This window comes from bacterium 336/3 (assembly GCA_001281695.1).
GTDB lineage: Bacteria > Bacteroidota > Bacteroidia > Cytophagales > Thermonemataceae > Raineya.
This window is the reverse complement of record LJIE01000001.1, coordinates 122889-148892: the sequence shown is the minus strand read 5'-3', so window position 1 is coordinate 148892 and position 26004 is coordinate 122889. Positions and strand designations below refer to the sequence as shown.

At 32.5% G+C, this 26004-nt stretch carries 18 protein-coding genes and 2 pseudogenes; 5 read left to right on the top strand and 15 right to left on the bottom strand.

Annotation, left to right across the window (positions count from 1 at the left end):
* Positions 1 to 8: 8 nt before the first annotated feature.
* Together AD998_00595 and AD998_00590 are read right to left on the bottom strand one after the other, a co-directional pair.
* Positions 9 to 758 (bottom strand): annotated as a pseudogene (locus tag AD998_00595) (hypothetical protein).
* Positions 759 to 2248: 1490 nt separating this feature from the next.
* The gene (locus tag AD998_00590) at positions 2249 to 3910 is read right to left on the bottom strand and encodes a hypothetical protein (GenBank protein KOY84843.1); all 1662 of its coding nucleotides are present in this window, start codon (positions 3908 to 3910) and stop codon (positions 2249 to 2251) included.
* A gap of 109 nt (positions 3911 to 4019) precedes the next feature.
* Here AD998_00590 and AD998_00585 point away from each other — a divergent pair, with 109 nt between their 5' ends.
* Entirely contained in the window at positions 4020 to 4373 is a 354-nt protein-coding gene (locus AD998_00585) for a hypothetical protein (GenBank protein KOY84842.1), read from the top strand.
* Between the two features lie 31 nt (positions 4374 to 4404).
* Here the strand turns inward: AD998_00585 and AD998_00580 are convergent, their stop codons facing one another.
* Positions 4405 to 6417 carry a DNA ligase gene (locus tag AD998_00580; protein KOY84841.1) on the bottom strand — a complete coding sequence of 671 codons (2013 nt, stop codon included), beginning with the start codon at positions 6415 to 6417 and terminating at the stop codon, positions 4405 to 4407.
* 31 nt (positions 6418 to 6448) lie between these two features.
* Positions 6449 to 8017 carry a methylmalonyl-CoA carboxyltransferase gene (locus tag AD998_00575; GenBank protein ID KOY84840.1) on the bottom strand — a complete coding sequence of 523 codons (1569 nt, stop codon included), beginning with the start codon at positions 8015 to 8017 and terminating at the stop codon, positions 6449 to 6451.
* Between the two features lie 227 nt (positions 8018 to 8244).
* Here AD998_00575 and AD998_00570 point away from each other — a divergent pair, with 227 nt between their 5' ends.
* From AD998_00570 to AD998_00555, 4 genes are read left to right on the top strand one after another with little or no spacing between them, the layout of a single operon-like run.
* The gene (locus tag AD998_00570) at positions 8245 to 10569 is read left to right on the top strand and encodes a hypothetical protein (GenBank protein ID KOY87994.1); all 2325 of its coding nucleotides are present in this window, start codon (positions 8245 to 8247) and stop codon (positions 10567 to 10569) included.
* A gap of 18 nt (positions 10570 to 10587) precedes the next feature.
* Entirely contained in the window at positions 10588 to 11115 is a 528-nt protein-coding gene (locus AD998_00565; GenBank protein KOY84839.1) for a hypothetical protein, read from the top strand.
* Positions 11116 to 11154: 39 nt separating this feature from the next.
* Positions 11155 to 12861, top strand: coding sequence for a hypothetical protein (locus AD998_00560; GenBank protein ID KOY84838.1), 1707 nt, complete (start codon positions 11155 to 11157; stop codon positions 12859 to 12861).
* Between the two features lie 41 nt (positions 12862 to 12902).
* Positions 12903 to 13658, top strand: coding sequence for a hypothetical protein (locus AD998_00555; GenBank protein ID KOY84837.1), 756 nt, complete (start codon positions 12903 to 12905; stop codon positions 13656 to 13658).
* A gap of 3 nt (positions 13659 to 13661) precedes the next feature.
* Here AD998_00555 and AD998_00550 read toward each other — a convergent pair whose 3' ends face one another.
* The 11 genes and pseudogenes from AD998_00550 to AD998_00500 form a co-directional block, all read right to left on the bottom strand.
* Entirely contained in the window at positions 13662 to 14879 is a 1218-nt protein-coding gene (locus tag AD998_00550) for a hypothetical protein (GenBank protein KOY84836.1), read from the bottom strand.
* A gap of 57 nt (positions 14880 to 14936) precedes the next feature.
* Entirely contained in the window at positions 14937 to 15347 is a 411-nt protein-coding gene (locus AD998_00545; GenBank protein ID KOY84835.1) for a hypothetical protein, read from the bottom strand.
* On the bottom strand, positions 15338 to 17338 hold the full coding sequence (locus AD998_00540) for a hypothetical protein (protein ID KOY84834.1): 2001 nt from the start codon (positions 17336 to 17338) through the stop codon (positions 15338 to 15340). The genes AD998_00545 and AD998_00540 overlap by 10 nt, the downstream gene beginning before the upstream one ends.
* 47 nt (positions 17339 to 17385) lie before the next feature.
* The gene (locus AD998_00535) at positions 17386 to 19704 is read right to left on the bottom strand and encodes a hypothetical protein (GenBank protein ID KOY84833.1); all 2319 of its coding nucleotides are present in this window, start codon (positions 19702 to 19704) and stop codon (positions 17386 to 17388) included.
* A 92-nt stretch (positions 19705 to 19796) separates the two neighbouring features.
* Entirely contained in the window at positions 19797 to 21053 is a 1257-nt protein-coding gene (locus tag AD998_00530) for a hypothetical protein (GenBank protein ID KOY84832.1), read from the bottom strand.
* Positions 21054 to 21145: 92 nt separating this feature from the next.
* Complete coding sequence (locus AD998_00525; GenBank protein KOY84831.1) at positions 21146 to 22570, bottom strand: glutamate dehydrogenase; 1425 nt, start codon at positions 22568 to 22570, stop codon at positions 21146 to 21148.
* 453 nt (positions 22571 to 23023) lie between these two features.
* Positions 23024 to 23314: pseudogene (locus tag AD998_00520) on the bottom strand (hypothetical protein).
* Positions 23311 to 23718, bottom strand: a complete 408-nt coding sequence (locus AD998_00515) for a hypothetical protein (protein KOY84830.1) — start codon at positions 23716 to 23718, stop codon at positions 23311 to 23313. The pseudogene AD998_00520 and the gene AD998_00515 overlap by 4 nt, the downstream one beginning before the upstream one ends.
* Positions 23719 to 23736: 18 nt before the next feature.
* The gene (locus AD998_00510) at positions 23737 to 24825 is read right to left on the bottom strand and encodes a hypothetical protein (GenBank protein KOY84829.1); all 1089 of its coding nucleotides are present in this window, start codon (positions 24823 to 24825) and stop codon (positions 23737 to 23739) included.
* 64 nt (positions 24826 to 24889) lie between these two features.
* Positions 24890 to 25579 carry a hypothetical protein gene (locus tag AD998_00505; protein ID KOY84828.1) on the bottom strand — a complete coding sequence of 230 codons (690 nt, stop codon included), beginning with the start codon at positions 25577 to 25579 and terminating at the stop codon, positions 24890 to 24892.
* Positions 25573 to 25950, bottom strand: coding sequence for a diacylglycerol kinase (locus tag AD998_00500; protein ID KOY84827.1), 378 nt, complete (start codon positions 25948 to 25950; stop codon positions 25573 to 25575). Before AD998_00500 ends, AD998_00505 begins: the two co-directional genes overlap by 7 nt.
* Between the last annotated feature and the right edge of the window lie 54 nt (positions 25951 to 26004).

Sequence of the window (26004 nt, the reverse complement as noted above, 5' to 3'; positions counted from 1 at the left end):
TTAGGAGCTTATTTTTTTAAATAAATCTGAAAAGTAGTACCTGCATTTACAGCACTTCTAATATTTAAAGAGCCTTTGAGAGCTTCCACTTGAATTTTAACAAGGTGTAGTCCTAACCCTTTCCCTTCTACACCTTCATGAAATCTTTTGTAAGGAGTAAAAATTTTATCCTTGAATTTCTCCAAATCAATTCCTAAACCATTATCAGAAAACTCAATAGAAATAAAATCAGCAGTTTCAGCAGTTTTGATAGTAATGATTAATTTTTTGCTGGTAATTCTATACTTGAATGCATTACTGATTAAATTATAAAAAATACTATTAATATAAGCCTTTACAGAATATATTTCATTGACCTGTAATGCTAAATCTAAATCAAAATCAATACTTGGATAATCTGATTTGATATTTTCTAGATTTTCACTAATTCGTTCATAAATATGGACTAACTCATAAACTTCTTTTACATTCTTTTTGATTTCTAAAATTTTATTCAAATCTTTTACAATAGAATCTAACTCCAAAGCTGAAGTACCAATATATTCTATGATTTTAAAATTTTCTGAACTATTGGTATTACCCATATCAATACAACTGACTAAACCTCTCAGACGTGCAATAGGAGAACGTAAGTTGTGAGCTAAAACATAGGCAAATTGCTCTAATTGGCTATTAGTTTGAATTAATTCTTGATTTTTTTGACTCAATTCATGAGTCCTAAGAACAACTTCATCTTCTAAGTTTTTGTTATATGATAAAAGCATTTCATTTTTTTCATTGATGATTTTTTCGCTTTTAACCACTTCATCAAGAGCTTCTCTTAAAAAAGCTTCGTTTTCATGAAGTTTCTGGATTAAGATTTCTTGTTCCTGATTTCGCTCATAAATCACTTCTGTTTGGGATAAAATTTCTTGTTGTTGCTCCCAAAGTTCTTCATTTTGTCTGTTAATTTCTTCGTTTTGATTTATTATGTTGCTTTTTTGTTTCAAAATAACAACATTCAAAAGATATTGTCGTCTGAGCAACCAACCTAATACACCAATAAGTAAAATCAAAATACTAATCCCAATCCAAATGAATCTTTCTCTTCTTGTAGCCTCTAATCTTTTACTCAATAGCTCTTTTTCTTTGATAGAAACTTCAAAATTTGTTTGTGTCTGTAATACTTCAGAAGCTTTTAAAAAATTCTGTAAAGAATCGTAATAAATATTGGCTTGTTTTTCATAAAACAAAGCTTTTTCAAAATCTTTAAGCTTAAAATAAATATTGGAACATCCTTTATACGTAGTAAAACGATTATTAAATTCTTTATCTGGCAATGAATCTAAATATTGAAGAGATTTTTGATAATACTCAAGAGCTTCATTAAATTTATTTTCTTGGTAGTAACTATCTGCCCAAAAATTTGATGTTGCAACTACGTTGCCCCAGATTTTATACTTAATGCAAGTATCTATATCTATCTTCCAATGTTTGCGAGCAGAATCAAACATTTTTTGAGCAGCATAAACATCACCAAGATTGCCTGTTAAAATCCCTATCCAATCATTCCTATTGAACTTCTGAGCTACTTCTGTAGCTTTCTGAAAGTATTGAATAGCTTTCAGAAAATTATTTGTCTTTCTATATATCAGTCCAATTGCATTATAATAATTAATTTGCTCTTGTTCGTTTAATACAACCAGATAAGATTCTTGTATTTTTAATAAGGAATTCAACGACTTATCCCATTGTTTAAGTCTGTATTGTACAAGCCCCATATCGTAAAATAATGAGTTTGCTTTTTCAGACATATTTATTTTTTCATAAATAGATTGAGCTTCCAAAGCATAAGCCATAGCTTTTTGATTATTCTCACCAAGAACATATAACGAAGCCAAAAATGCTGATACTTCTGCATTCTCATAAAAAGATTCTGTTTCTTTTGCTTTATAATATGCCTCAAAGGCTAATTCTAAACTTTTTGCTTCTTGCTTTTGGTCAAAATAATATTTAGCCAATTCTATTTGAGCAAGTAAAGACATCTCAACAAAAGAAACTTTTTGGCTTTTGGCATAAAATAATTCTAAGGACTTTTCTAAATTCTTTTTTTCTTTAACTTTTCTTATTTCTACAATCGTTTTATGAATAATTTCTCGATAGTTTTGTTTTGTAGCCTTGGGTATTTGGTTTAATAAGCTATCTAACCTGTTTTGAGCCACTCCTGAAATAGAAAGAAAAAAAAGATACGCATACAAATACCTTTTCATTAATCATCTGTAAAAAAAGATTTCCAAAATAAACTAAACATTAAAAGTCCCGCAGCACTAAAACCAATAATACTAAGGGTTGAAATTTTTGAAAATTCTACATTTGCCATCATAGAAGAACCTACCAATAAACCAACTATCAAAATGCTAATGGCTAAATAACGAATGGCTTTCGTAATGCTTTGTATAGCAGGTTGATAGCCCATTAATTCAGTCTCGATATGGATTCGACCTTTACGTAATTTATGCAAGATTTCCCGTACTTCACGAGGGAAATCAGTTAAAAATCCTACAAATGAGCGTGCAGTATTAAGAGCATCTTCACCTAAGTTTTTGGGAGAATATTGATCTAAGAAAATTTTAACTCCATAAGGTTTAAAAAACTCGTAGGTTTGAAATGTAGGGTGAATGGTTTTTCCGATACCCTCTAAAATAGTTAAAGCCCTTAGAATAATAAAAACACCACCTGGTACTTGAAGCCTAAAATCTCTAATGATTTCTTGTAATCTGGCTGCCATATCACTCATACTTGACTGATTTACATCCAATGAAACAAAATCATCAATCAGTTCGCCTAAGGCCGCTTCAAATATTTTGTCATCTTCAATAGCTGAATCAATAGCTAAAGCTTTGAAACTTCGAGCCATTTCTTTTGGGTTTTGTTGAGCCATTGCAATGAGGACACCAGCAAAAGCAAATCTGTCGTTCTTTGTGAGCTTTCCAACCATTCCAAAATCAATCAAACAAATACGCCCATTTTCTTGAATAAGGATATTACCTGGGTGTGGGTCAGCATGAAAATAACCATGTTGAAAGATTTGAGTTAGGTAAATATCCATACCAGCCTCAGCTATTTTGGTTGGTTCTATACCCCATTTTTTAAGTTGATTGACATCTGTAATTTTACAACCTTTTACAAATTCCAAAACCATTACTTGTTTTGTAGTGTATTCTAAAAAGGCTTTAGGAACATAGAAGTTTTTATAATCTTTGTAATAAGTTCTAAATTGGTCTATATACCGAGCTTCATTGGTATAATCTAATTCTTTTTTAATACTTTTTTCAAAAGCCACTACAATATCCATAATATTGTAAAAGCCTTGTTCTTTGAAGAAATTATCTCCTCTTTTTACAATGTCTTTGATGATAGCTAAGTCTGTCATTACTTTTTTAGCGACATCAGGGCGTTGTACTTTCACAACTACTTCTTGCCCATCTTGGAACTTAGCCAAATGTACTTGCCCAATAGAAGCAGAGCCTATAGGTTTATCACCAAATTCTAAAAATATTTCCTCAATAGGTTTTTTAAGCTCTTGTTCAATAATTTTCTTCGCAATTTCTGTTGGAAATGGAGCTACTTGGCTTTGTAATTTTTCAAATTCGTGCTGATATTCTTCGGATACAATGTCAGGTCTATTAGCTAAAATTTGGGCTAATTTAACAAAAGTGGGTCCCAATTCTTCAGCAGCCATACGTGATAGCTGTGGTCTCGTATATTTTTCTGTTATATTTTCTCCTCTTAAACGAGCTAAACGCCTACTGGCTGGTATAATAGCTTTTAGAGGGGTATTGGCAACAATATCTTCAAAACCATATTTCAATAAAATATTGGTAATTTGTCTAATTCTTTTTAAATTTCGTATTGTTTGACCAAAGAGCATATAGCCTTAAAAATTTTAAAATGTAAGATGTTATCAAATTACAAAAAAGATAACCAATATTTGCAAAATAGTGTTAATTTCAAAATAATAAAAAAAATATTTCAGATGTATGGAGCATAATTTCAATTTTATAGTAATTGGTATAGCAGTGGCCATAGGGGTTTTCATTGCAAATCGTAGAAAAGCTAATAAAGCTAAAGAACAACAACAAGTGCAAAAAAGTGGTTTTGAGCTTACAGATGAAATGATTATGCGTTTTGCGAATTTGAGAGGTGGAATTATTTCTGCTCAAGAATTATCTTCACAAACATCTTTGAATAAAGACCAAGCTCAAGAACGTTTGGAAAAATTAGTGAATAATGGATATGCTCAATTAAGAGTAAGTGATAATGGAAATGTTTTGTATGATTTTAAACAAAACATCATTGATAATAACGAAAAGAAAAATTCACAATTGTTATAAAAATAAAAAAGAGGCTTTTGCCTCCTTTTTATTAAGAAATCATTTTAATAAAATCTTCCTCTGAGATAATTTTGATACCCAATTTCTGAGCTTTTTCAAGTTTAGAAGGGCCCATTTTATCACCTGCTACCAAATAATCTAATTTCCCTGAAACTCCAGAAAGCAATTTGCCTCCATGTGCTTCAATTTCACCTTCAATACCCTCTCTGCTAAATTGGCTGAAAACACCCGAAACCACAAAAGTTTTGCCTGCTAAACTTGTCCCCTTTTGCTCTACTGCTTGCTTTTGAGTAACCAAACTTAAGCCAGAGGCTTTTAACCGTTTCACAATGTCTTGACTATCAGGTTCGGCAAAATATTCTACAACACTTTGTGCTATTCTATCTCCAATTTCAGGCACTTGAGTGAGCATTTCTAGAGTGGCTTGCGATAAAGAATCTATATTTTCAAAGTAATCAGCTAATTTTTTTGCAACAGTTGCTCCTACAAAACGAATACCCAAAGCAAATAAAACTCTTTCAAATGGAATCATTTTCGATTCCTCTACATTCTTGATGATTTTCGTAGCTGATTTCTCTCCCATTCTATCCAATGCTTCTAGTTGGTTTTGCTTTAAATCATATAAATCAGCAAAATTTTTGATTAAACCTGCATTGTATAATTGTTCAATAATTTTTTCGCCCAAACTGCTGATATCCATAGCTTTTCGCTGAACAAAATGCTCAATTTTACCTTTGATTTGAGGTGGACAACCTTTTTCGTTAGGGCAATAATGCAATGCTTCACCCTCCTTGCGTACCAAAGTTGTATTACATTCAGGACAATTTTGAATATAAATCAAAGGAATGCTACTTACAGGACGTTTTGTTAAATCAACACCTGTTACTTTGGGTATAATTTCACCACCTTTTTCAACAAAAACAGTATCACCAATACGTAAGCCTAAACGTTCAATCTCATTGGCGTTGTGTAATGAGGCTCTTTTGACGGTTGTTCCTGCCAATTGTACAGGTTTTAGTTCTGCTACGGGTGTTACAGCTCCTGTCCTGCCTACCTGATAAGTAATTTCTTGTAAAAGTGTTCCTACACTTTCTGCTTTATATTTGAAAGCAATAGCCCAACGAGGAGATTTTGCTGTAAGACCAAGTTCTTCCTGTTTAGAAAAATTATTCACTTTGATAACAGCTCCATCAGTTTCTACGGGCAATGTATGGCGTTTCTGTTCCCAAGCTTTGATGTATTCTAAAACTTCCTCTATATTTTTACATTTTTTATAAGTGTCAGAAACCTGAAACCCCCATTTGCTTAATGCTTCTAAAGCTTCTGAATGAGAAGGATAAGGTAGATTCTCTCCCAATAAAAAATATAAGAAGCAATCTAAACCACGACGAGCTACTTCAGCAGAATCTTGCAATTTTACTGTACCTGAGGCTGTATTTCTTGGATTGGCATATAAAGTTTCGCCTATATCCTCTCTGTCTTTATTAAGTTTCTCAAAATTTTGTTTGGACATAAAAACCTCTCCACGTACCTCAAAATTGGTGGGATAATCGCCTGATTTGAGTTTGAGTGGAATTGTTTTAATCGTTTTAATATTGGTAGTTACGTCATCTCCTTGTACACTATCTCCACGTGTAACAGCTTGTTTCAAGATGCCATTTTCATAGGTAAGGCTCATCGAAACGCCATCAAATTTCATCTCACAAACATATTCAATATCGTCTTGTGTATTTAAAAACTTCTTGACACGTTCATCAAAATCTCTTACTTCTTGCTCTGAGTATGTATTACCCAAAGAAAGCATAGGATATTTATGTTTTACAGAAGCAAACTCTTTAGTAATGCCCCCTCCTACACGCAAAGTGGGCGAATCAGGTGTCTTATATTCTGGAAACTGACCTTCTAGACGTACTAATTCTTCTAAAAGTATATCAAAATCATAATCAGATATTTCTGATATATGTTCTTGATAGTATTTATCGTTGTAATAATTAATTTTCTGAGAAAGTTCTTCTATTCTATTTTTAGCTTCTTGAGAGTTCATAAAAGTTTGAGAATTAAGTTTTAGTTAGTTATTATAAAGGAATATTTCCATGTTTCTTTTTAGGTAATACAGCCACTTTGTTTTCAAGCATTTTAAATGCTTTGATTAATTTTTTGCGTGTTTGTGATGGCATAATTACTTCATCAATGTAGCCCCTGAAAGCTGCTCTATAAGGGTTTGCAAATTTCTTCTCATACTCATCTACTTTTTCCTGAAGTTTGGTTTCAGGATTTTCTGCTTCTGAAATTTCTTTCTTGAAAATGATTTCAGCAGCACCTTTTGCACCCATTACAGCAATTTCGGCAGTAGGCCAAGCATAATTCATGTCTGCTCCAATGTGTTTAGAGTTCATCACATCATAAGCTCCACCATAAGCTTTGCGGGTAATGACTGTGATTCTTGGAACAGTAGCTTCGCAAAAAGCATACAATAGTTTCGCTCCATGTGTGATGATACCATGCCACTCTTGATCTGTACCAGGTAAAAAGCCGGGGACATCTTCAAACACAAGTAAAGGAATATTAAAGCTATCACAAAAACGAACAAAGCGAGCAGCCTTGATACTTGCATTGATATCCAAAACACCTGCAAGTACAGCAGGTTGGTTGCCTACAATTCCAATACTTCTGCCACCTAAACGAGCAAAGCCAACCACAATATTTTCAGCAAAATTTTTATGAACTTCTAAAAAGCTACCTTCATCTGCTACTGTTTCAATGATTTCTCGCATATCGTAAGGCTGATTAGGATTATCAGGGATAATATCATCCAAAGAAGGTCTAGATTCATCGCCCGTAGTCTCATAAGCTACCATAGGAGTATCTTCTTCGCAATTTTGAGGCATATACGAAAGAAGTTTTTTGATATGCTGAATAGTATCTATTTCGTTGGCACAAGAGAAATGTGTAACACCAGATTTTGTACTATGAGCAGAAGCACCACCCAAATCTTCAGAACTTACATCTTCATGAGTTACAGTTTTAACCACATTAGGTCCTGTAACAAACATATATGAAGTGTTTTCTGTCATCAAAATAAAATCTGTGATGGCTGGTGAATATACTGCACCACCAGCACAAGGACCCATAATGGCAGAAAGTTGTGGAATTACTCCTGAAGCCAAAGTGTTTTTGTAAAAAATATCAGCATAACCAGCCAATGATACAACCCCTTCCTGAATTCTTGCTCCACCTGAATCGTTGAGTCCAATCACAGGAGCTCCATTTTTCATGGCTAAATCCATGATTTTACAAATTTTTTCAGCATAAGCTTCTGAAAGAGAGCCTCCAAATACAGTAAAATCTTGCGAAAAAACATATATCAAACGTCCATTAACTGTTCCATAACCCGTGATAACCCCATCTCCTAAGAAATGTTGCTTATCCATTCCAAAATCTTTGGTTCTGTGCATTACAAACTTTCCGATTTCTTCAAAAGAACCTTCATCTAATAATAAATCTATACGCTCACGAGCTGTTAATTTGCCTTTTTTATGTTGTGAAACTATTTTGTCAGCACCTCCTGCAAGTAAAGCTTCTTCATTTTTTTGGCGTAAAACTTCGTATTTTTCGGATTTCGTTTTTCCTGAATTCATGGGCATATAAATTGTTAGATTTTCTCAAAATTGATAGGTTCAAAAATAATTAAAGGCATTATTTTCTGCAAATAACTTTGAATAAAGATATTGGAAAGTTCTAAAGTTATCTGCTAAAAGTACAAAGTTTTTGGAAAAATCTTGATACATTTGTAATATGTGTATGCAATTGGAAGTTCCCTTATCAAAACGAATATATGCTTAAAAAACAGCTGAGATGGCTTTATAGATATATATGGTTGCCTATTGTTTCAGTAGTATGGTTCTCTTTTCCTATTCAATTATTGTTGTTAAATCTTCGTAAAAATCATTTGCTACATATTTTGTGGCTATTATTGATAGGTATTACAATTGATTATGTGGGCAGTATGATGGGACTTTCCTATCTTTTTTTAGAACCTGAATATATCAATCGAGTAAATGTTTGGAGTTTATTCATCTTAGGCATTACCCTTGGAGGTTTTACAATGTCTTATCATATTACCTGTTATATTCTAGATTCACATAGATTTGGCTTTTTGGGGCATTTACGATATCCATTTTTTAAATATTGTATCAATAATAGTTTTTTCCCTGTTGCGTTTCTAACTATTTATTTGTGGGAATTTGTAGCTTTTGAGCGAGAAAGTGCCATGGAAGTAGAAAGTGAAATTTGGTGGAATGTATCAGGTTTTGTAGGAGGTTTTTCTTTGATGTGTAGTTTTTTCTTTTTGTACTTTTTCTTGACTAATAAAGATATTTTCAAAGTATTGAAAAAAGCAAGTGAAGGTTTGAATGTAAGTTTAAGAAAAACAAAAATTGCAAAAATAAATATCAAACAACGATACGATTCTGCCCGAAAAGATAAAACAAGAGTGGATTTCTATTTTGCTTCACCTGTACATTACAAGCGTGTAAGAGAAATGATAGGCATAGATAGAGTGGCACTAATGAAAGTTTTTAGCCAAAATCATTTCAATGCTGTAATTATTCAATCTACCATTTTTGTCGCTGTCATGATTTTGGGCTATTTTGAAGAAAATCCATATTTCCAGATACCTGCAGGAGCAAGTTTAGTTTTACTACTCACGCTTGTAGTCATGTTTGTGGGGGCATTTACATTTTGGCTTAAAAATTGGGTAATTACAGCTTTGATGATTTTACTGATAGGGTTTAATGTTGTTACAAAACGAGATTGGTTTAATCAGGCTTATGAAGTATATGGAATTAATTATGAAACTCCCAAAAGGCCAGAGTATTCTACGAAAATGGTTAGAGATAACGTAAATGACGAAAACTTTAAACAAGATTACAACGAAACTATTGAAATATTAAACAATTGGCGAGCTAAATTTCCTAAAAAAGAGCCTCCAAAAATAGTTTTTATTTGTAGTAGTGGGGGTGGTCAAAGGGCTTCTGTTTGGACAATGCGTACACTACAATATGTGGATAGTACTTTAGGGGGGCAACTAATGAACCATACAATCTTGATGACAGGGGCTTCTGGAGGGCTTGTTGGGGCTGCTTATTTCAGAGAATTGTATTTAAGACAACAAAAAGAAAAAATAGATATTTATGCCAATGAATATTTTGAAAATATTGCAAGAGATAATCTCAATGCTATTACATTTAGTTGGGTTGTAAACGATATTTTCTTTCGATTCCAAAAATTTAGTTACAAAGGACGTACCTATTTCAAAGATAGAGGTTATGCCTTTGAGCAACAACTCAATGAGAATACAGCTGGAGTACTCGATAAATCACTTGGAGATTATAAAGAACCTGAAAAGTTAGGGCTTATACCCATGATGGTACTTTCTCCCACCATTGTCAATGATGGTCGAAAACTTTACATTTCGCCTCAGCAAATGTCTTATATGTGTACACCAAGTATCTTTCAGAGTAGATTTTTAAACCAAAAGGTGAAAGGAATAGAGTTTTTGAGATTTTTTAAAGACCAAGACAGTCAAAATCTTCGTTTCTTGAGTGCATTACGCATGAGTGCTACATTTCCGTATGTTGCTCCCAATGTAAAACTGCCTAGTGAACCCGAAATGCAAATCATGGATGCAGGTATTTCAGATAATTTTGGAGTAGAAGCTGCTGCAAGATTTATATTTGTGTTTAAAGATTGGATTCAGAAAAATACTTCAGGAGTAATTATTGTATCTATCAGAGATACACAAAAAAATAAGCCTATCGAAAAAAGAATACAACCCTCTTTATTCCAAAGATTATTTACCCCATTAGAAGGGATTTATATGAATCAAGAATATATGCAGGATATTAATAATGATAATTTGGTAGAATATATACAAGGTAGTTTGGGCAAAACAAAAATACACAGAGTAGAATTTGAATATATTCCTATCTCTAAGAACTTAGATGAAATTCATAAAAATCTTGAAAATCCAGAGAAAATAGACCCTAATAAAAAAATTATCATTGAAAGAGCTGTTTTGAGTTGGCATTTAACCAAAAAAGAAAAACAAAGTATTCATAGAACAATTTTTGAACTTCGTAATCATAGCTCTGTCAAGTATCTTGCATCATTGCTAAATATACCTATATCTTATTAAAATTAAACGTTTTACATCATGAATGAAGCTCAATTACAACGCATAAAATCGAAAACAGAGGAGTATATCAACTCTTTAGAGAAAATTCAAAATAGACATCAGGAATGGACACAAACAACAAAAAGTTTAGTTATACAAACTTTGGATAAAATTGTTCAATCTATACCTAACGAATGGTATGTAGGTTTACAAGAGTACAACGATAAAGCTCCACAAAGTATTAATTTAGAAGCTGCTTCGTTACATCTAAAAAATATGTATAGTGGTATTGTATATAAAACAATAGATAGTGTAAAATCGTATGTGAAATATGGAGGGATGTTGAGCTATGCCCAAACATATAACCGAACGATTACTGTTAGTATTTATTATCCTCATATTGAGCAATGGGTAGAAAAAAGAGAACCTTTGTTTTTAGGGAATTTCGAGCCTTCTGAAATTACAGAGGATTTGATTTTTAAGCACTTAGAAGATTTTTTGAATGCTATGACAGAGTGGGAAGACAACGAAAGAGACCCAATTGGCTTCAATTTTGGTAAAGGTTAATTCATAAAAAATTATATATTTGCGAGCTAATTGTTTGCTATGAGAAAGAAAAGCTTTTTGAAATATACACTAATGCTAATAGTTATTGGCATTACAAATTTTATTGCACAAAACTGGATTTTTAGAATAGACTTAACTGAAGATAAACGCTATACGATTTCGGATGCGACAAAGGAGATTTTAGAAAATCTAAATGATGAAATCCGAATTAAAGTTTATTTGGAAGGCGAAAGTTTGCCTGCAAGCTATCGAATGTTTAGAAACGCTATAGCCGAAAACTTGGATGAATTTAAAAGGTATGCTGGTAAAAACCTGAAAGTGAAGTTTATAGACCCTTTGGCTATCAAAGATAAGGCTGAAAAAGACACCCTTATCAAAAGCTTTCAACAAAAAGGAATAACACCAACACCTATTGCAGTGTATAAAGAAGGTGAACGTTCCGAAAAGTTTATTTTTCCTGCTGCTGAAATTTCTTACAAAGATTTAGAAATTACTGTTCCACTTATTAAAAGTGATGCAGCAGCTCAAGCCGTAAATGAAGAGGTAGAAGCTCGTTTACTCAATAGTTCTATTGAAAATGTTGAATATTCTTTTATTTCAGCTATCAAACAAATTACAGATACAACTACTCACAGAGTAGGTTTTATTTATGGACATGGAGAATTAGCTTTGCCTTTTATAACAGATGCTGCTCGTGCTCTTTCTCAAAAATATGCAGTTTACCCTGTTGATTTACCTAAAAGCCCTACCCTAGATGGTTTGGATGCCATTATTATTGCAAAACCAGATTCTACTTTTAGCGAAGATGACAAATACAAATTAGATCAATTTCTGATGAAAGGTGGCAAAGCTTTGTTTTTTGTAGATGCTTTAGACATCAGAGAAGATAGTATCAATACAAAAGAGGGTGCTGTCGCAATTCCATACACCAACTTTGTCCAAAGTATGACTCCCTTTTTCTTTAATCTTGGGGTTCGTTTTAATATGAATTTCATAGAAGATGTTCAAAACTTTGGTTTTTTAGGCTTTGTAGTAGGAAATTATGGCGATAAACCTAAATTAGAAGTTTTGCCTTGGAGACATTATTTAAGTATCAGAAATTATTATCCACATCCAGTTGTCAAAAACTTAGAACCTGTTTTGGGACGTTACGTAAGTACCTTAGATACAGTGGCTTCTGCTGCTAAAATCAAAAAAATCCCTTTAGCTAGTTCATCTACTTATACACGAGTTGTTTCATATCCTGTTATCATTAAATATGATGAAGCTCGACAACCTCCTGATATGAATATCTATAAACGAGGCAAAGCTGAAACAGTTATGTTTTTGCTTGAGGGGAAATTCACATCTTTATTTGCCAATAGAATTCTGCCCTCCGACCCAAGAGCCAAAACATTTATCAAAGAAGGAAAGCCCACAAAAGTTTTGGTGTGTGCAGATGGGGATTTTTTAAGAAACTCTGTAAATCCCAAAACAGGACAAATAGCTCCTTTGGGATATGATAAATATTCACGTTATCAGTTTGCTAATAAACAATTCTTACTCAATATGTTAGATTACATGTTGGATGATAATGGAATTATTTTAGCAAGAAATAAAGAAATTTCACTTAGACCCTTGGATAAAAAGAAATTACAAACAAATAGAACATACTGGCAATTTATCAATGTAGCTGTACCTTTGGTATTTGTAGCTGTCTTTGGAATTATTTGGGTTGTTTTAAGAAAAAGAAAATATGCTAAATAATTTTAATATATTGTAGAGCTTATAATCAAAAACTTATATCTATGAAAAAGCTTTTTGTAGGGATAATGATGCTTTACTGCATCACATCCTATGCTCAACAGACTTTTTTTACTATTCCATCTGGTGAGATAACCCACAGAGGCAAGATATTTTATCAGTTTCAAAATAATTTTTTAAGCCCATATATTCAAGGAACTCAGGCAAAATTTGACTTTTGTTATGGTATTGGGCATCATTGGGAGTTAGGCTTTAACTTAGATACAGAGCTCAACTGGAAAAAAAAACATAAGTTTTTTGAAATAGAAGATACTTTAGGTATCAATCCAGTAACACCTCTTTTACTTTTCAATATGCAAAAAGGAATCCCTTTATTGCCACACCCCAAACTACGTTTAAACATTGGGACACAATTTGGTACAAACCTTATACACAAAGAACATATCCGTTTTGCCTATATGGGTTATGTCATGCTTGCTTCCGAGTTTAAAGAAGACTGGCACACAAATATAGGTGTATATGTTACAAACGATGCATTTGCTGGCAAAGGAAGCCATATAGACGTTTTTGGAGGCATTGAAATCCCTTTTTCAGAACGTTGGGCAGTTATGGCAGATGCTACACTTGGAAGCAACTCTAATTGTATAGGTACTTTGGGTTTCTCATATAATCCAACCAATAGAATGCAATTATGTTTGGGTGGAATAGCTCCTATGCCCAATAATCCAATTAAAGAATATGGTGTTGTTTTTGAATTAAGTTTATTTGGATGGGATTTTTGGGATAAAAATGAGGATTAAAACTTACAAATTATCTCTTAAATCTGTTTTTAAAGCTTTCTTAGCTGGAAAATAAGCTACAAGCATGGTACAACCCAAAATAGTGATAAAAGTAAAAACAAAATCCAACCAATCCATACGAACGGGATAAGCATCTATTACCGAAGCAGTTAATCCCATTTTTACATATCCAAATTCTTTTTGCAACCAACATAAACTAACTCCTAACGCCAATCCAATCAGAGCACCTGAAAGAGCTATCATCAAACCTTGTTGGATAAAAACCTTTTGTACAAAAGATTTTTCAGCACCCAAAACCTGCCAAATTACAATATCTTTTTTCTTTTCGATGGTAATCATGGTGAGCAGAAAGAATATATTGAAACAAGCAATCAGAAACACAAATGAAAGAGCAATTCGAGTAACTAATTTTTCTATTCTGATGGCCCTCAAGACTTCAAATTGTTGTTCTTCTTGATTTTCAACTTTAAAATCAGAACCTAAAACCTTTTTCAGCTCTTCTTGAACTTTGAAAAGTTCTTTTTTATCCTTCAATTTGAGTTCAAGATAACTACGTTCTTGTGGACTATAACTCATTAAATCTTCTGTAAACTCAATAGGTACAATGATATATTTACCATCATGGTCATACTCTACTTCAAAAATTCCTGAGGGTAATACAGAAAGTTTAACAATATCTTTTTCTGACATTCGTATTTTTTCTTTCCGATTGGGATACCAAATTTCTATAATTTCATCTCCCATGTTCATTGTGAGCATCTGAAAAACACCTAATCCAATTACAGCTCTCGCATAATCATTTTCATAGAGTTTGAATTCACCAGCCCTGACTTGTTTGGCAAGTCCTTCTAAAGCAACAAAGTTCTCTGTAACCCCTTTTATTTTGCCTACCATTTGTCTGTCTTTGTACCGAAAAACGGCATCATCCTCTATGGCTTCTGAAATAACTTTGATATCTTTAATATTTTGGATTTTTTTCTTAATGGTTTCATCATAAACAAAAAATTTGCCTTTTGATGGGCTAATTTTAAGTTCAGGGTTTAAAATATTATACTGTTGTTTGATAACATCTTCTAAACCATTAAATACGGAAAGCAGTATAATAAAAGCCATTGTTGCAAGGGCTATTACTAATACTGTAATAAAAGAGATAATATTGATAAAAAGGTTTTTCTTTTTAGATAGAAAATATTTTTTTGCTACAAAAACTGAAAGATTCATACTATAGGTCTTAAAAGGCTGAAAATACAAAATCTAAATAGATTTTACAAAAGAAGCCTACAGCCTTACACCTATTAACAGCATATCATCTCTTTGGAGTGTTCCTCGTTGGTGAGTTAGAAGCATTTGTTCAATTGCATCAAATTGTTCCTGCATACTTTTATTAGCTACAGAAGAAATTGCATACTTGAGTTTGCCTTCACCCAATTTTACACGCTCAGCATCATTTTGGTCTGTAATACCATCAGAACACAAATAAATACAAGATTTAGCGGGTAACACAATACTTTGGGTTTCAAAATGAATACTTTCATTTTGTTCACCTCCAATAGATTTTCTTGAACCTTTAAATGTAAAAATCTGATTATCAGTGCCTTCTGTATAATATAAAGGACGTTTTGCTCCTGAGAAAGAAATTTTTGTTGTGCCATCAGGTTGTTTTTCCAACAGGCATAATGCTAAATCCATCCCATCCCTGTTGCCTGTTTCCTTAAGACAGTTTTAACTTCCTCATGAAGTTTTTCTAAAATGATAGAGGGTTCTGTAATTTTATTATACAATACAATTTTTTCAAGCATTGTATTGCCTATCAAACTCATAAATGCTCCTGGTACTCCATGCCCTGTACAATCTACAACAGCAACAATAACTTTATTATCTACTTCATTGAGCCAATAAAAATCTCCAGAAACCACATCTCTTGGTTTAAATATCACAAAATGCTCTCCTAAGAGTCTATCCATCTGCTCTTTGTAAGGAAGAATAGAAGTTTGAATAGTTTTGGCAGCATTGATACTTTTCTCGATTTTTTCGTTTTGTTCTCCTAAAGCTTCATTTTTTTGACCGATGGCATCTCTTTGAGCCATAATTTCTTCTTGTTGTTGTCTAAGCTCTTCAGCTTGCGTTTGCAATTCACCATTTTGTTCCTCAATAGTTGAATTTTTGGCCGCCAATAATTTGTTTTTCTTTCTGTTTTGTATCAATAAATAACCAACACCTGCCAAAAAAATTGCTAAAATACCTAATCCAAGTGTTGCAAAAAACCTTTTCTGAGATTCTTCATTAGCTTTTAAATCTGAGAGTTGTTTTTCCTTTTCGAGAACTTCTCTTTTACGTTGTTCTTCTTGGCGTTCAGCAGTACGCTTTTGTTTTTCTAACTCTTTATCTTTTTCCAAAAAAGCAACTTGTTGTTGTTGTTTTTCTGATTCTGATTTTTGACGAATCAATTCCAATTGTTGCTCTGCTCTTTGTTTTTCAATAGCTGCATTTTTTATTCTTTGATTTTGTAACTCTTGCTGGTTTCTTAAACGCTGGATTTCACTTTCTCGAAGTTTAGCTTCCTGCTGAGCCTTTTCTTTTTCTAAACGTGTTTGTGTTAGTTCTAAGGCTTGTTTATCTTTTTCAGCTATATCAGCTTTGATTTCTCCTTCCTTCTTTTCAATTTCTAATTGTTTTTCAATTAATTCTTGACGTTGGCGATTTTGCTCCTCTTGGTATGCTTTCTGTAAGTCTAAATATTTTTGATAGTTTTTCTGATATTGCTTCAAATCTTGTTGTTGTTGATAAACATTTGCTTTGATTTGATAACTTGACATTAAAACTTCTTGTGCTCTTGACTTATTTGTCCCATTCAATTCTCTTTCTGCTTCTGAAATGGCATCATCTATATAGGCAAGAGCATTTTCATTTCGATTTGCTAAAAACTCATTCACTGCTAAAAAATTATTTATTTTAGCCTCTTCTACTTTATTGTTCTGAGATTTGCGAATCACCAAAGCATCTTCATAGTATTTTTTAGCTCCTTTAAAATCACCTTCATTCGTGAATGTTGAGCCTATATTCATCAAGGCAACAGCTCGAACATTTGTATTCCCTTTACTTTTACTAGCAATTTGTTGGTTAATTTTAATAGATTGGTCAAAGTTATCTAATGCCTTTGGTGTATCTCCTAATTTTTTATAGTTGTAACCAATATTGTTATAAGTATTAGCAAGAGAAGGCAAATCATTTTTATAATAAACTACTAATTCTTTGTAATAATCAATAGCAGCTTTATAATCCTTTGATTCTGTACTAATTGTAGCTAGCCCTTCTAGTGTTTCTTTGATTTCTTCTGTGTCTTTAGCAGCTTTTTCTATTTCTAACACCTTCTTGTAGCCTTCAGTAGCTTTGGGGTAGTCTTGCATGAGTAGATACGCCAAAGCAATATCTTTTTGTGTTTCTCCTTGTTGATGTAAAGGTTTTTTATTAGATTTTTCTAATTCAAAAGCTTTCTGATAATATTCAATAGCTTTGCTATATCCTTGTTGTTTTTGATATAAAAGCCCTATTTGCTTAGAGAGCATAATTTTAGACTCATCATCTTTTGCTTTGTTCAATTGAGCTATTAAGTCATTGACATTTTGAGCATACATAGGGAGCCCAAAAGTAAAGAGCCATACAATAAGTAAGAAACGCATAAGTCTAACAGTTTTTGTTAAATATATCAATTTTAAAAAAATTATATTTAAAACTTTAAATTAAATCCCCCCATAATGCGTATTGGATTTTGAGGTGCTCCATTTGCAAATTCTGCTTGTGCTGCTGCTCCTTGCAAATTAGCTTGAGGAGAAGCACCTAAATTTACAGCATAACTTCTTTGATCTAAAAGATTTCTAGCTTGTAAAAATAAAGTACAATAGTTATTTACGAAGTAATTTGCATGTAGATTCAAAAGAGAATATCCTTGTAACCTTTGTCTTTTGTTATTATCTGTTTGACTTCGTGCATATGAGAATTGTTCATTGATAAATATTCCTCTTAAGGAAAAATTGAATCTTCTGCCCAAATCCATCTCCACTCCAGCTTTAAAAATGAAAGGTGAAATAGCAGGTAATTCAATTTTTTCTTCATTACCATTATTGTTGATGTTATTTACACTTCCATTTACATAACTTGTTGAAAAATAGCTTATAATTTTATTGTTCTTACCAAAACTCTCTCGATATTCTAATTGTAAAGCTCCTCCATAATTAGTTTGTTTACCTCTATTGATAGCTACTTCTATAAATGCAACAGGCCAACCTTCATATTGTCCATTGTATAAATTTCCATTGGTAGCATCTGCTCCATAATCAAATAATCCATTACTTAGAGAATAAAATCCGTTCAGATTCGCTCTGAAATTTTTACTGTTAAAAGCAAAAGCCCCTTCTATTGTTTGAATGGTTTGGGGTTTTAAATTAGGATTAGGCAATCTGAAAAAGAAGGATTGATAAGTTGTACCATTATCAGGGCTAAAAAATGTACCAAATTGATCAAATGCAGCTAAAGGTGAAGGAGCTAAAAATGCAGATCCATATAAAAGTTTGGTACTGAAGTTTTTATTGATCTCGTACACTAAACCCGCTCTAGGATTAAATGAGCCTCCATAACGACTACTATAATCGTATCTGCCACCTAAAGTCAAATATATTTTTTCTAAAAGAGATATTTGAGATTGGATAAAACCACCCACATTAGAATATCTCAACTCAGGAATATCAGCTCGTATACCATTAGGATTATTTGGTTGAATAGAACCTACAATAATAGGTCTTTGAGTTCTATTATAAATTGGTGATTGTAAATCATGCCCACGAGGATTAGAAAAGAAACTTTCGTAAGTAAAACCTGTGGTAAAATTTATATTGTTGTTAAGTGTATAAGTTACAATTTGTTCACCTTTCAGCATTTGTCCTTTAGAAAATAAATAAGCAGTTTGTAAACCTGTATAAACGTTTCTAAAACTTGACTCTGGATCTAGATTATATAAACTGCCTACCAAGAAGCTATTTAACTGAATTTTACCTAATGTTTTATTGTAAGTAATATTACCCATCGTCACGCTATGTCCAAAAAAGTTCCCTTTGTTATGTACAGTGTTATCAGGGTTTACAGCAAGTGTAGAGGAGTTTACAGATTTATTTTTAAAAAGTGTAAATGAAAAATCGCTATAACGAACATTTCCATGAATAGCATAGCCTTGTAGAGGATCAATACTATAAATAGGATTAACATTTGATTTAATAGGTCCAAAAACAGTATTGAAAGTACCAGAAGCCAGATTACTCTCCATAGTTTTATACTCTTCTTGATAAAACTTACTTAATTGAGGCATTGCATCTATCATGTATTGTGCAGAAAGCGTATAGCTTAATTTCTCAGTTGCTTTCTTTGCTAAAGAAACATTTCCTAAATAATAATTATATGCTCCTATCATACCACTAGCTTCATTTTTTTTAATGTCACTAGCTGTTTTTGTAATAATATTAATTACACCAGCAAAAGCATCTGCTCCATAGAGTGCTGAGGCAGGACCAAATACTATTTCAACTTGTTTTGCTAAATGTACAGGATAATTTTCTATAATAGGAATAATATCATTAGTAGGGGAATTTGCCCGAACACCATCAATGAGTAAAATAAATTTATCATTTGCATTGGCATTTGTTCCAGTAATGCCTCGTATAATAATATTATTATTCCAACGAGGGTCAACCAAATTATCTACTCGTACATTGGGGACATCTAACAAAAGTTCAGATAAAGAAGTATATCCTCTTCTTTGAATCTGTTCAGCAGTAATAACAAATACTGTTCCTGGTGCTCTACTTGATTTTTGTTCAGCTGTACGGCTGGTTGTAATGATGTTTACATCCTCAAAATCATCTGAAGTATTTTTCTGCTTTAAAAGTTCTTCTACTTCTATTTCGTGAGTACTTGGGCGTAACGTATCTTGACTATATGCCTGTAAACCAATAATATATAAACTTAAAAATAAAATAAACTTGTATACATTTACCATAGCTTTTTGTTTTAGATATTTAGCAATATAAATAAAAAAAGCAAAAATCCAAATTGTATGAATATTATCTTTATGCTAAGTTATAATGGTTATTATTTTTTTGATAAAAGTTTAGCAACCTCCTCTAATACTTTTCCCGCTCCACCAATATTTTGTATCACATATTCTTTGCATATTTGAGCTGTTTTTTCAAAGAAACTTTTTTCTTTATATAACTTTGAAAACAAAAGTTTAAAATTTTCTGCATTATTAATACTAAAAGCACCTCCTTTTGCTATCAGGTCTTGAGCTTCTCTAAACTTCTGATAAGCTTTGTTTCCAAAAAAAATAGGCATTCCAAAAGTAGCAGGTTCTAAAATATTGTGCAATCCTTGTTTAAAGCCTCCTCCTACAAAAGCAAAATCTCCATAACGATACAAGGCAGATAAATAACCAATGTTGTTAATTATAAGATTATTATAGTTTTGAGGACTTTCTGCCTGATTCAATTCTGAGAATAAAATAGTATTCTCTTTGAGCTCATTTTTTATAGATAAAATTTCTTTTTCATGTATTTCGTGTGGAGCAATGATAACTTTTAAGGGTTCTTGAAAATCTTTGAGAAAAGTCTTTAATATAACCCAATCTTCGCTCCACATACTCCCTACAATGAGCAATGGAGTATTATTTTTAAACTGTTCTACTTTTTCGAGTGTTTGAGTTTGTGAAGCTATCTGAAAAACTCTATCAAAACGAGTATCAGAGGCAATAGAACAATGATGAATATTGATAGATTTCAATAATTCTAAAGAACTGCTTTCTTGAACAAAAATATGAGAAAAAAAAGAAAGTATTTTCTTATGAAAACCTCCATAAGACTTAAAAAATAACTGATTTTTCCTGAAAATAGCAGAAAATAAAATGATAGGTATCTGCTTTTGAGAGGCTTGAGACAAATAATGATACCAAAATTCGTATTTTGTCCAAAGTATTATATTGGGTTTAATAATGTCTAAAAACTGCTTTGCATTACTTGAAGAATCGTGTGGTAAATAACAAATAACATCTGCTTGGTCGTAATTTTTACGAATTTCGTAACCTGAAGGGGAAAAAAAAGTAAGAATAATCTGAAAATGAGGGTGTTGTTTCCTAAATCCTTCTAAAACAGGTCTTGCTTGCTCAAACTCACCTAATGAAGCACAATGAAACCATGCTTTAGGCGTATCTGTCTTGATTTTTTGTTTAAGATTTTCAAAAAGATTTTGTCTGCCTTTTATCCAAATTTTGGCTTTGGAGTTTCCTAAAAAGGCTGCAAGAGTAATGAGGCATCTGTATATATTGACAGATAAATTATAAAATAATAATCCCAAAATGCTATGAGTTAAGTGGTTATAACAAAATTGCAGAAACTCGAATCCAAGTTTCTGCAATTTTAGTATTAAAAAATTGTATAAACAACCTACTAAGGGAAAATACCCAACATTTGATAGCTCAATGCAATCTTACGGATAGAAATATAGAATGCTGCTGTACGTAAATCTCCAAGCTCAGGCTTTTCAACCAAAGCATCACGAATTTCTCTGTAAGAGCCAATCATGGTATCTTCTAAGCCAGAACGTACAATGTCCTCTTCGTCAGCACCTTGTACAATTGAAGCACGTTCTTCAAATGTAAGTTTATTGCCAGTAAGGGCTTCCATTGTATCTACAATTTTACTATAACTCTTTTCTTCTGCACGCTTACCCATTCTGCCAAAACGAACGTTAGAAAGGTTTTTAAGCCACTCAAAATAAGATACTGTTACCCCACCTGCATTCAAATAAAGGTCAGGAATAATTACAACACCTTTCTTCAAAAGAATGTCTTCTGCTTGCATGGTGATAGGTCCATTTGCAGCCTCAGCTATTACTTTTGCTTTAATTCTATCAGCATTGGCTTCTGTAATTTGGTTTTCTAAAGCAGCAGGAACTAAAATATCACATTCCATTTCAAGCATAGAAAGAGAATTTTCAATATTGGTTGCTCCAGCAAAATTTAAGATAGATTTATTGGCTTGACGATGTTTGAACAGTTTTTCAATCTCTAAACCATCTGCATTATATACTCCTCCTTCATATTCAGCAATACCAACCACTTTTGCACCCGCCTCTTGTAAAAATTTGGCAGCATGATAGCCTACATTACCAAAACCTTGAACAATTACAGTTTTTCCTTTTAAGCCTACAGTTAAACCAATCTTTTTAGTATCATCTTCAAAATTAAAGAACTCACGAAGACCATAAAATACTCCTAAACCAGTAGCCTCTGTACGTCCTCTAATACCACCAATGCCAATGGGTTTACCAGTTACACAACCTTGAGCATTCGTATCACCAAATTTGAAAGTCATGTAAGTATCTGCAATCCAACCCATTTCACGTCCACCAGTTCCATAATCGGGTGCGGGAACGTCCACAGCAGGACCTATCAGGTTTTTCTTGATAAGTTCTGTAGCAAAACGGCGAGTAACTTTTTCTAAAACTTTTTCAGAAACTGTACGAGGGTCAATTTTTACACCACCTTTAGCACCACCAAACGGAACATTTACAACAGCACATTTGAATGTCATCAGAGTTGCAAGTGCTTTTACCTCGTCTTCGGATACCTCTGGACTGTAACGAATACCTCCTTTGGTTGGTAGTTTGTGCATACTGTGTTGTACACGGATACCTTCAATGTTATGAATCTCCCCATCTATTTCTACAGGAAAGGTTACTTTATAAACACTGTTACAGTGACGTATTCTTTCAAGTAATCCTTTGGGTAAGCCTGTATGCTTAGCTGCTTTGTCGTAGTAGTACATCACGGTATCGAGGAACTTCTTGCCTTCCTCCAAATGATTAGCCATAAATTTTCTTGTTTTGAATCTGAAAATATTTTTGTGCAAATATCATAATTCTTCTCAGAAAAATCATAATTTTTCTTTAAAAACTTTTATTTGACTTTAATCATGTTTTTCTCTCCTAAACCATTTTTTTATTTTTTGCCAAAATGTTGAATGGTCTATGCAAACAAATCCAGCAGTAACAATAATTTCTACTGTTTCCTCATCACTTATCAATTCTACTATCCAATCATTAGGAATAGCTTTCACCACAAAAGAAGTATCTCTGAAACCAACTCCTATTATCTCAATTTTACTTAAAGAATCTTGTTGTGGAATCTCAAAAGAAAATAGTCCATCTGCATCACTTACTGCTCCGATATTTTTATTATTATCCAAAACAATACTAACACCAGGAATAGGAGATTTTTCTTTATCAACAACTTTTCCTTTGAGGGTAATGTTTTGCTTTTTAATATCTTGAGCATGGGCAAGTTCTATTCCTACAAAAGCCATCAAACTCAGCAAATAAGTATGCCACTTAGAAATAGTTGTATTTCTTTCTGGTTTTAAATACGTATTTAACTGAGTATTGTTGAGCCTGCCACAAACATTTTTATAATTTTTAAGGTAATTAATAATTTCTTGATTACTCTTATTTGTAAAATCTACAACTGTTTTCTGGCAATTCAGGCAAAAACGACCTTTCTCATGAGGTAGCATTTTTTGCCAATCTTCATTACATGGTTCAGGAATTGATATTTTCATAGTTTTATTTTTTCTTTAATTCTATCCCAAAAAGTCAGGTTTTTAATTTTGTCTTTTTCTGGAACATAAATTTCAGTAGTTATAACATAACAAACTTCTTGTGGATCTTCTTCTAGACTAATTTCCCCATCTTTTTTATCTATAATCGTAGAAACTTGGACTTTTTTGTTAAGTATATCTACAGCATTTATGAGCAAAATATCCTCAGGCGAAACTTGAAGAGTAAAAAAGCCATCTGCATCAGTTACTGTACCTTCTTTTTTATTAACTATTATAACACTAGCACCTGGAATGCCCTGCTTATCTTTATCAATTACTTTAACTTGGATAATGATATTTTGAGCCTTTAAAAATAAAGGAGAGATAAATAAAACAATCAAAAACAAACAATTACAAATTTTCATAGCAATCTATTTTAAACGTCAGCTTTTTATAGGAACAGTATCTTCTAAGGGTTTTTCTATATCATCTTCGTTACCAAGCAAATACCCAAACGCATTGAGTTGTGGTGTATGGTCGCAAATGATTTTGAAAATACCTGCAAAAGGCAAAAATAACACCATACCTGCTACTCCCCAAATGAGTCCGCCCAAGATTACAGCCAAAATAGCTACTAAAGCATTCAAATTTACTTTTTCACCAATAATGGCAGGAATTAAGATATTACTTTCCAAGAAATGTATCCCAAATAGTGTACCTACTACTGCAAGAGCAGGTGTAAGCGTAGGAGAGCTGACAAAAGCCATCATGAATGGTAAAGAAACACCAATAAATGTTCCTACATACGGAATAATGCCTAGAACAGCAGCGAGTACACCAAAGAAAATAGCATGTTCTACACCCACAATCAGTAAACCAATAGAATTTAGTACAGCAGCAATGAGCATCACAATCATTTTGCCTAATAAATATTGTTGTGTAACTTTTGATACCTTACTCATCACAACTTTCCCTTCTTCTTCATGAGGCTTGCCTAATAATAAAAGTACAAATCCCTTGATTTTATCACGATACAACAAAAAAAACAATAAATACAAAAAGAATAATGTGAAATCGAGAGCAATATGGCTAGTTGCTGCCGCAACTGTAGAAACATAGCTTTCAGCTAAATGAATGAGGGCTGCTGATTTTTCTTTGAAAAGTTCGGCTTGCTCTTCTGAATTCATACCTGTTTTATTTTCTACAATGTGTTGTAATACACCTATTTTCTCATAAAACTGAACTCTCAGCTTTGGTAAATCTTTTCTAAAAGAGCCTAATTGTAAAGTAAAAGCCCAAACCAATACGGCAATAATACCTGCAAATAGAAAAACACAAGCTAAACTGGAGAGCATTCGTTTGAATTTTGCTTTGTTCTCCAAAAAGCGAGCCACAGGTAAAAGTAACATTGCCACCAAACCTGCAAATGTGAGAGGTTTAAGGAAACTACCAGCTATATACATAGCTCCTATTGAAAGAAATAAAAGTAATAAAAAAGAGTTGATTCGATTGTTGAGTGATAGTTGAGCCATAAATTTGCATTTTATTCACTGATTTAGTAAATATTGCTCAATTATCAAAATTGCTTACAAAAAATTATAGAGGTGAGGTTGTTATTTTGATGTTATTTCTCTTTTGAAGCAATTTCAAAGACCAATAAACCATATTTAAAAATATTCCCATCAGAATCGTGATTCCCCATGTTTTAGGATGGTCAAAAGGATTTAAAAATCTGTCTGCTATATCAGAAAGTAAGGCATAAGGCTTTTGGATAATATCCCAACTGTTCCATCTGAGGAAACGACCTAAATACACACCAAAACTTGCTAAAAATAAGATAGCTACACAAGTAATCGTAGCCCAAAATGGTTTGATTTTTTTTGATAAAATACGTTCTATATCTGAAAGACTTAACATGCCAAATAAAAGCCCAGTCCATGCAAAAGATAAAATAAGCATTAAATCGAACCATTTGGGAACAGAAGTTTTTAGTTTTAAATGAAAAAGATCAGTAAGAATATAAGGAGCATTTGGAAAAAACAACAGCCAAGCACCCAAAACAATGATTGTTAAAAACTTGTTTTTCTGTAAATGTGGATAAGTAATCAGAAGGCTACTTAACGCCCAAGGAACAAACGAAAGGAATAAATTCCAATTAAGAAACAAAAAAGTCTTAGTATCAGTATAAACAAACCTGAAAACAGAGATTCCTAAACAAAAGAAGCTAAACATGGCTAAAAAAATAACTTCTTGAAGTTTGTTCGATTTATTGAGTTCGTTTAGCATAGTTTTAAAATTTTTGGAATAAAGATAATCAATCCTATTATCAACGCACAAATAGCACTCATCAGTACAGCAGAAGCTGCTAAATCTTTCGCTTTTTTGATTGTTTCGTGTTTTTCTGTTGTAACAAAATCAGCAAGGGTTTCAATAGCCGAATTGACTATCTCCATAGCAAAAACAAAGCCAATTGCAAAAATAATGGCTATCCATTCAGATAAAGAAATTTCAAGCCATGCCCCTAAACCAACAGCCAAAAATGTAGTAACCAAATGAATACGAGCATTATGTTCTTCTTTGATTAAAACCTTGAAGCCATTAAAGGCATATACAAAGCTTTTGAGGCGTTTGGTAACAGAGAAAGGCTCATTTTTCATAGTTTAATATTTTGAATACAATCTATAAAAAAAGCAAGCAGAAAAATCTGCTTG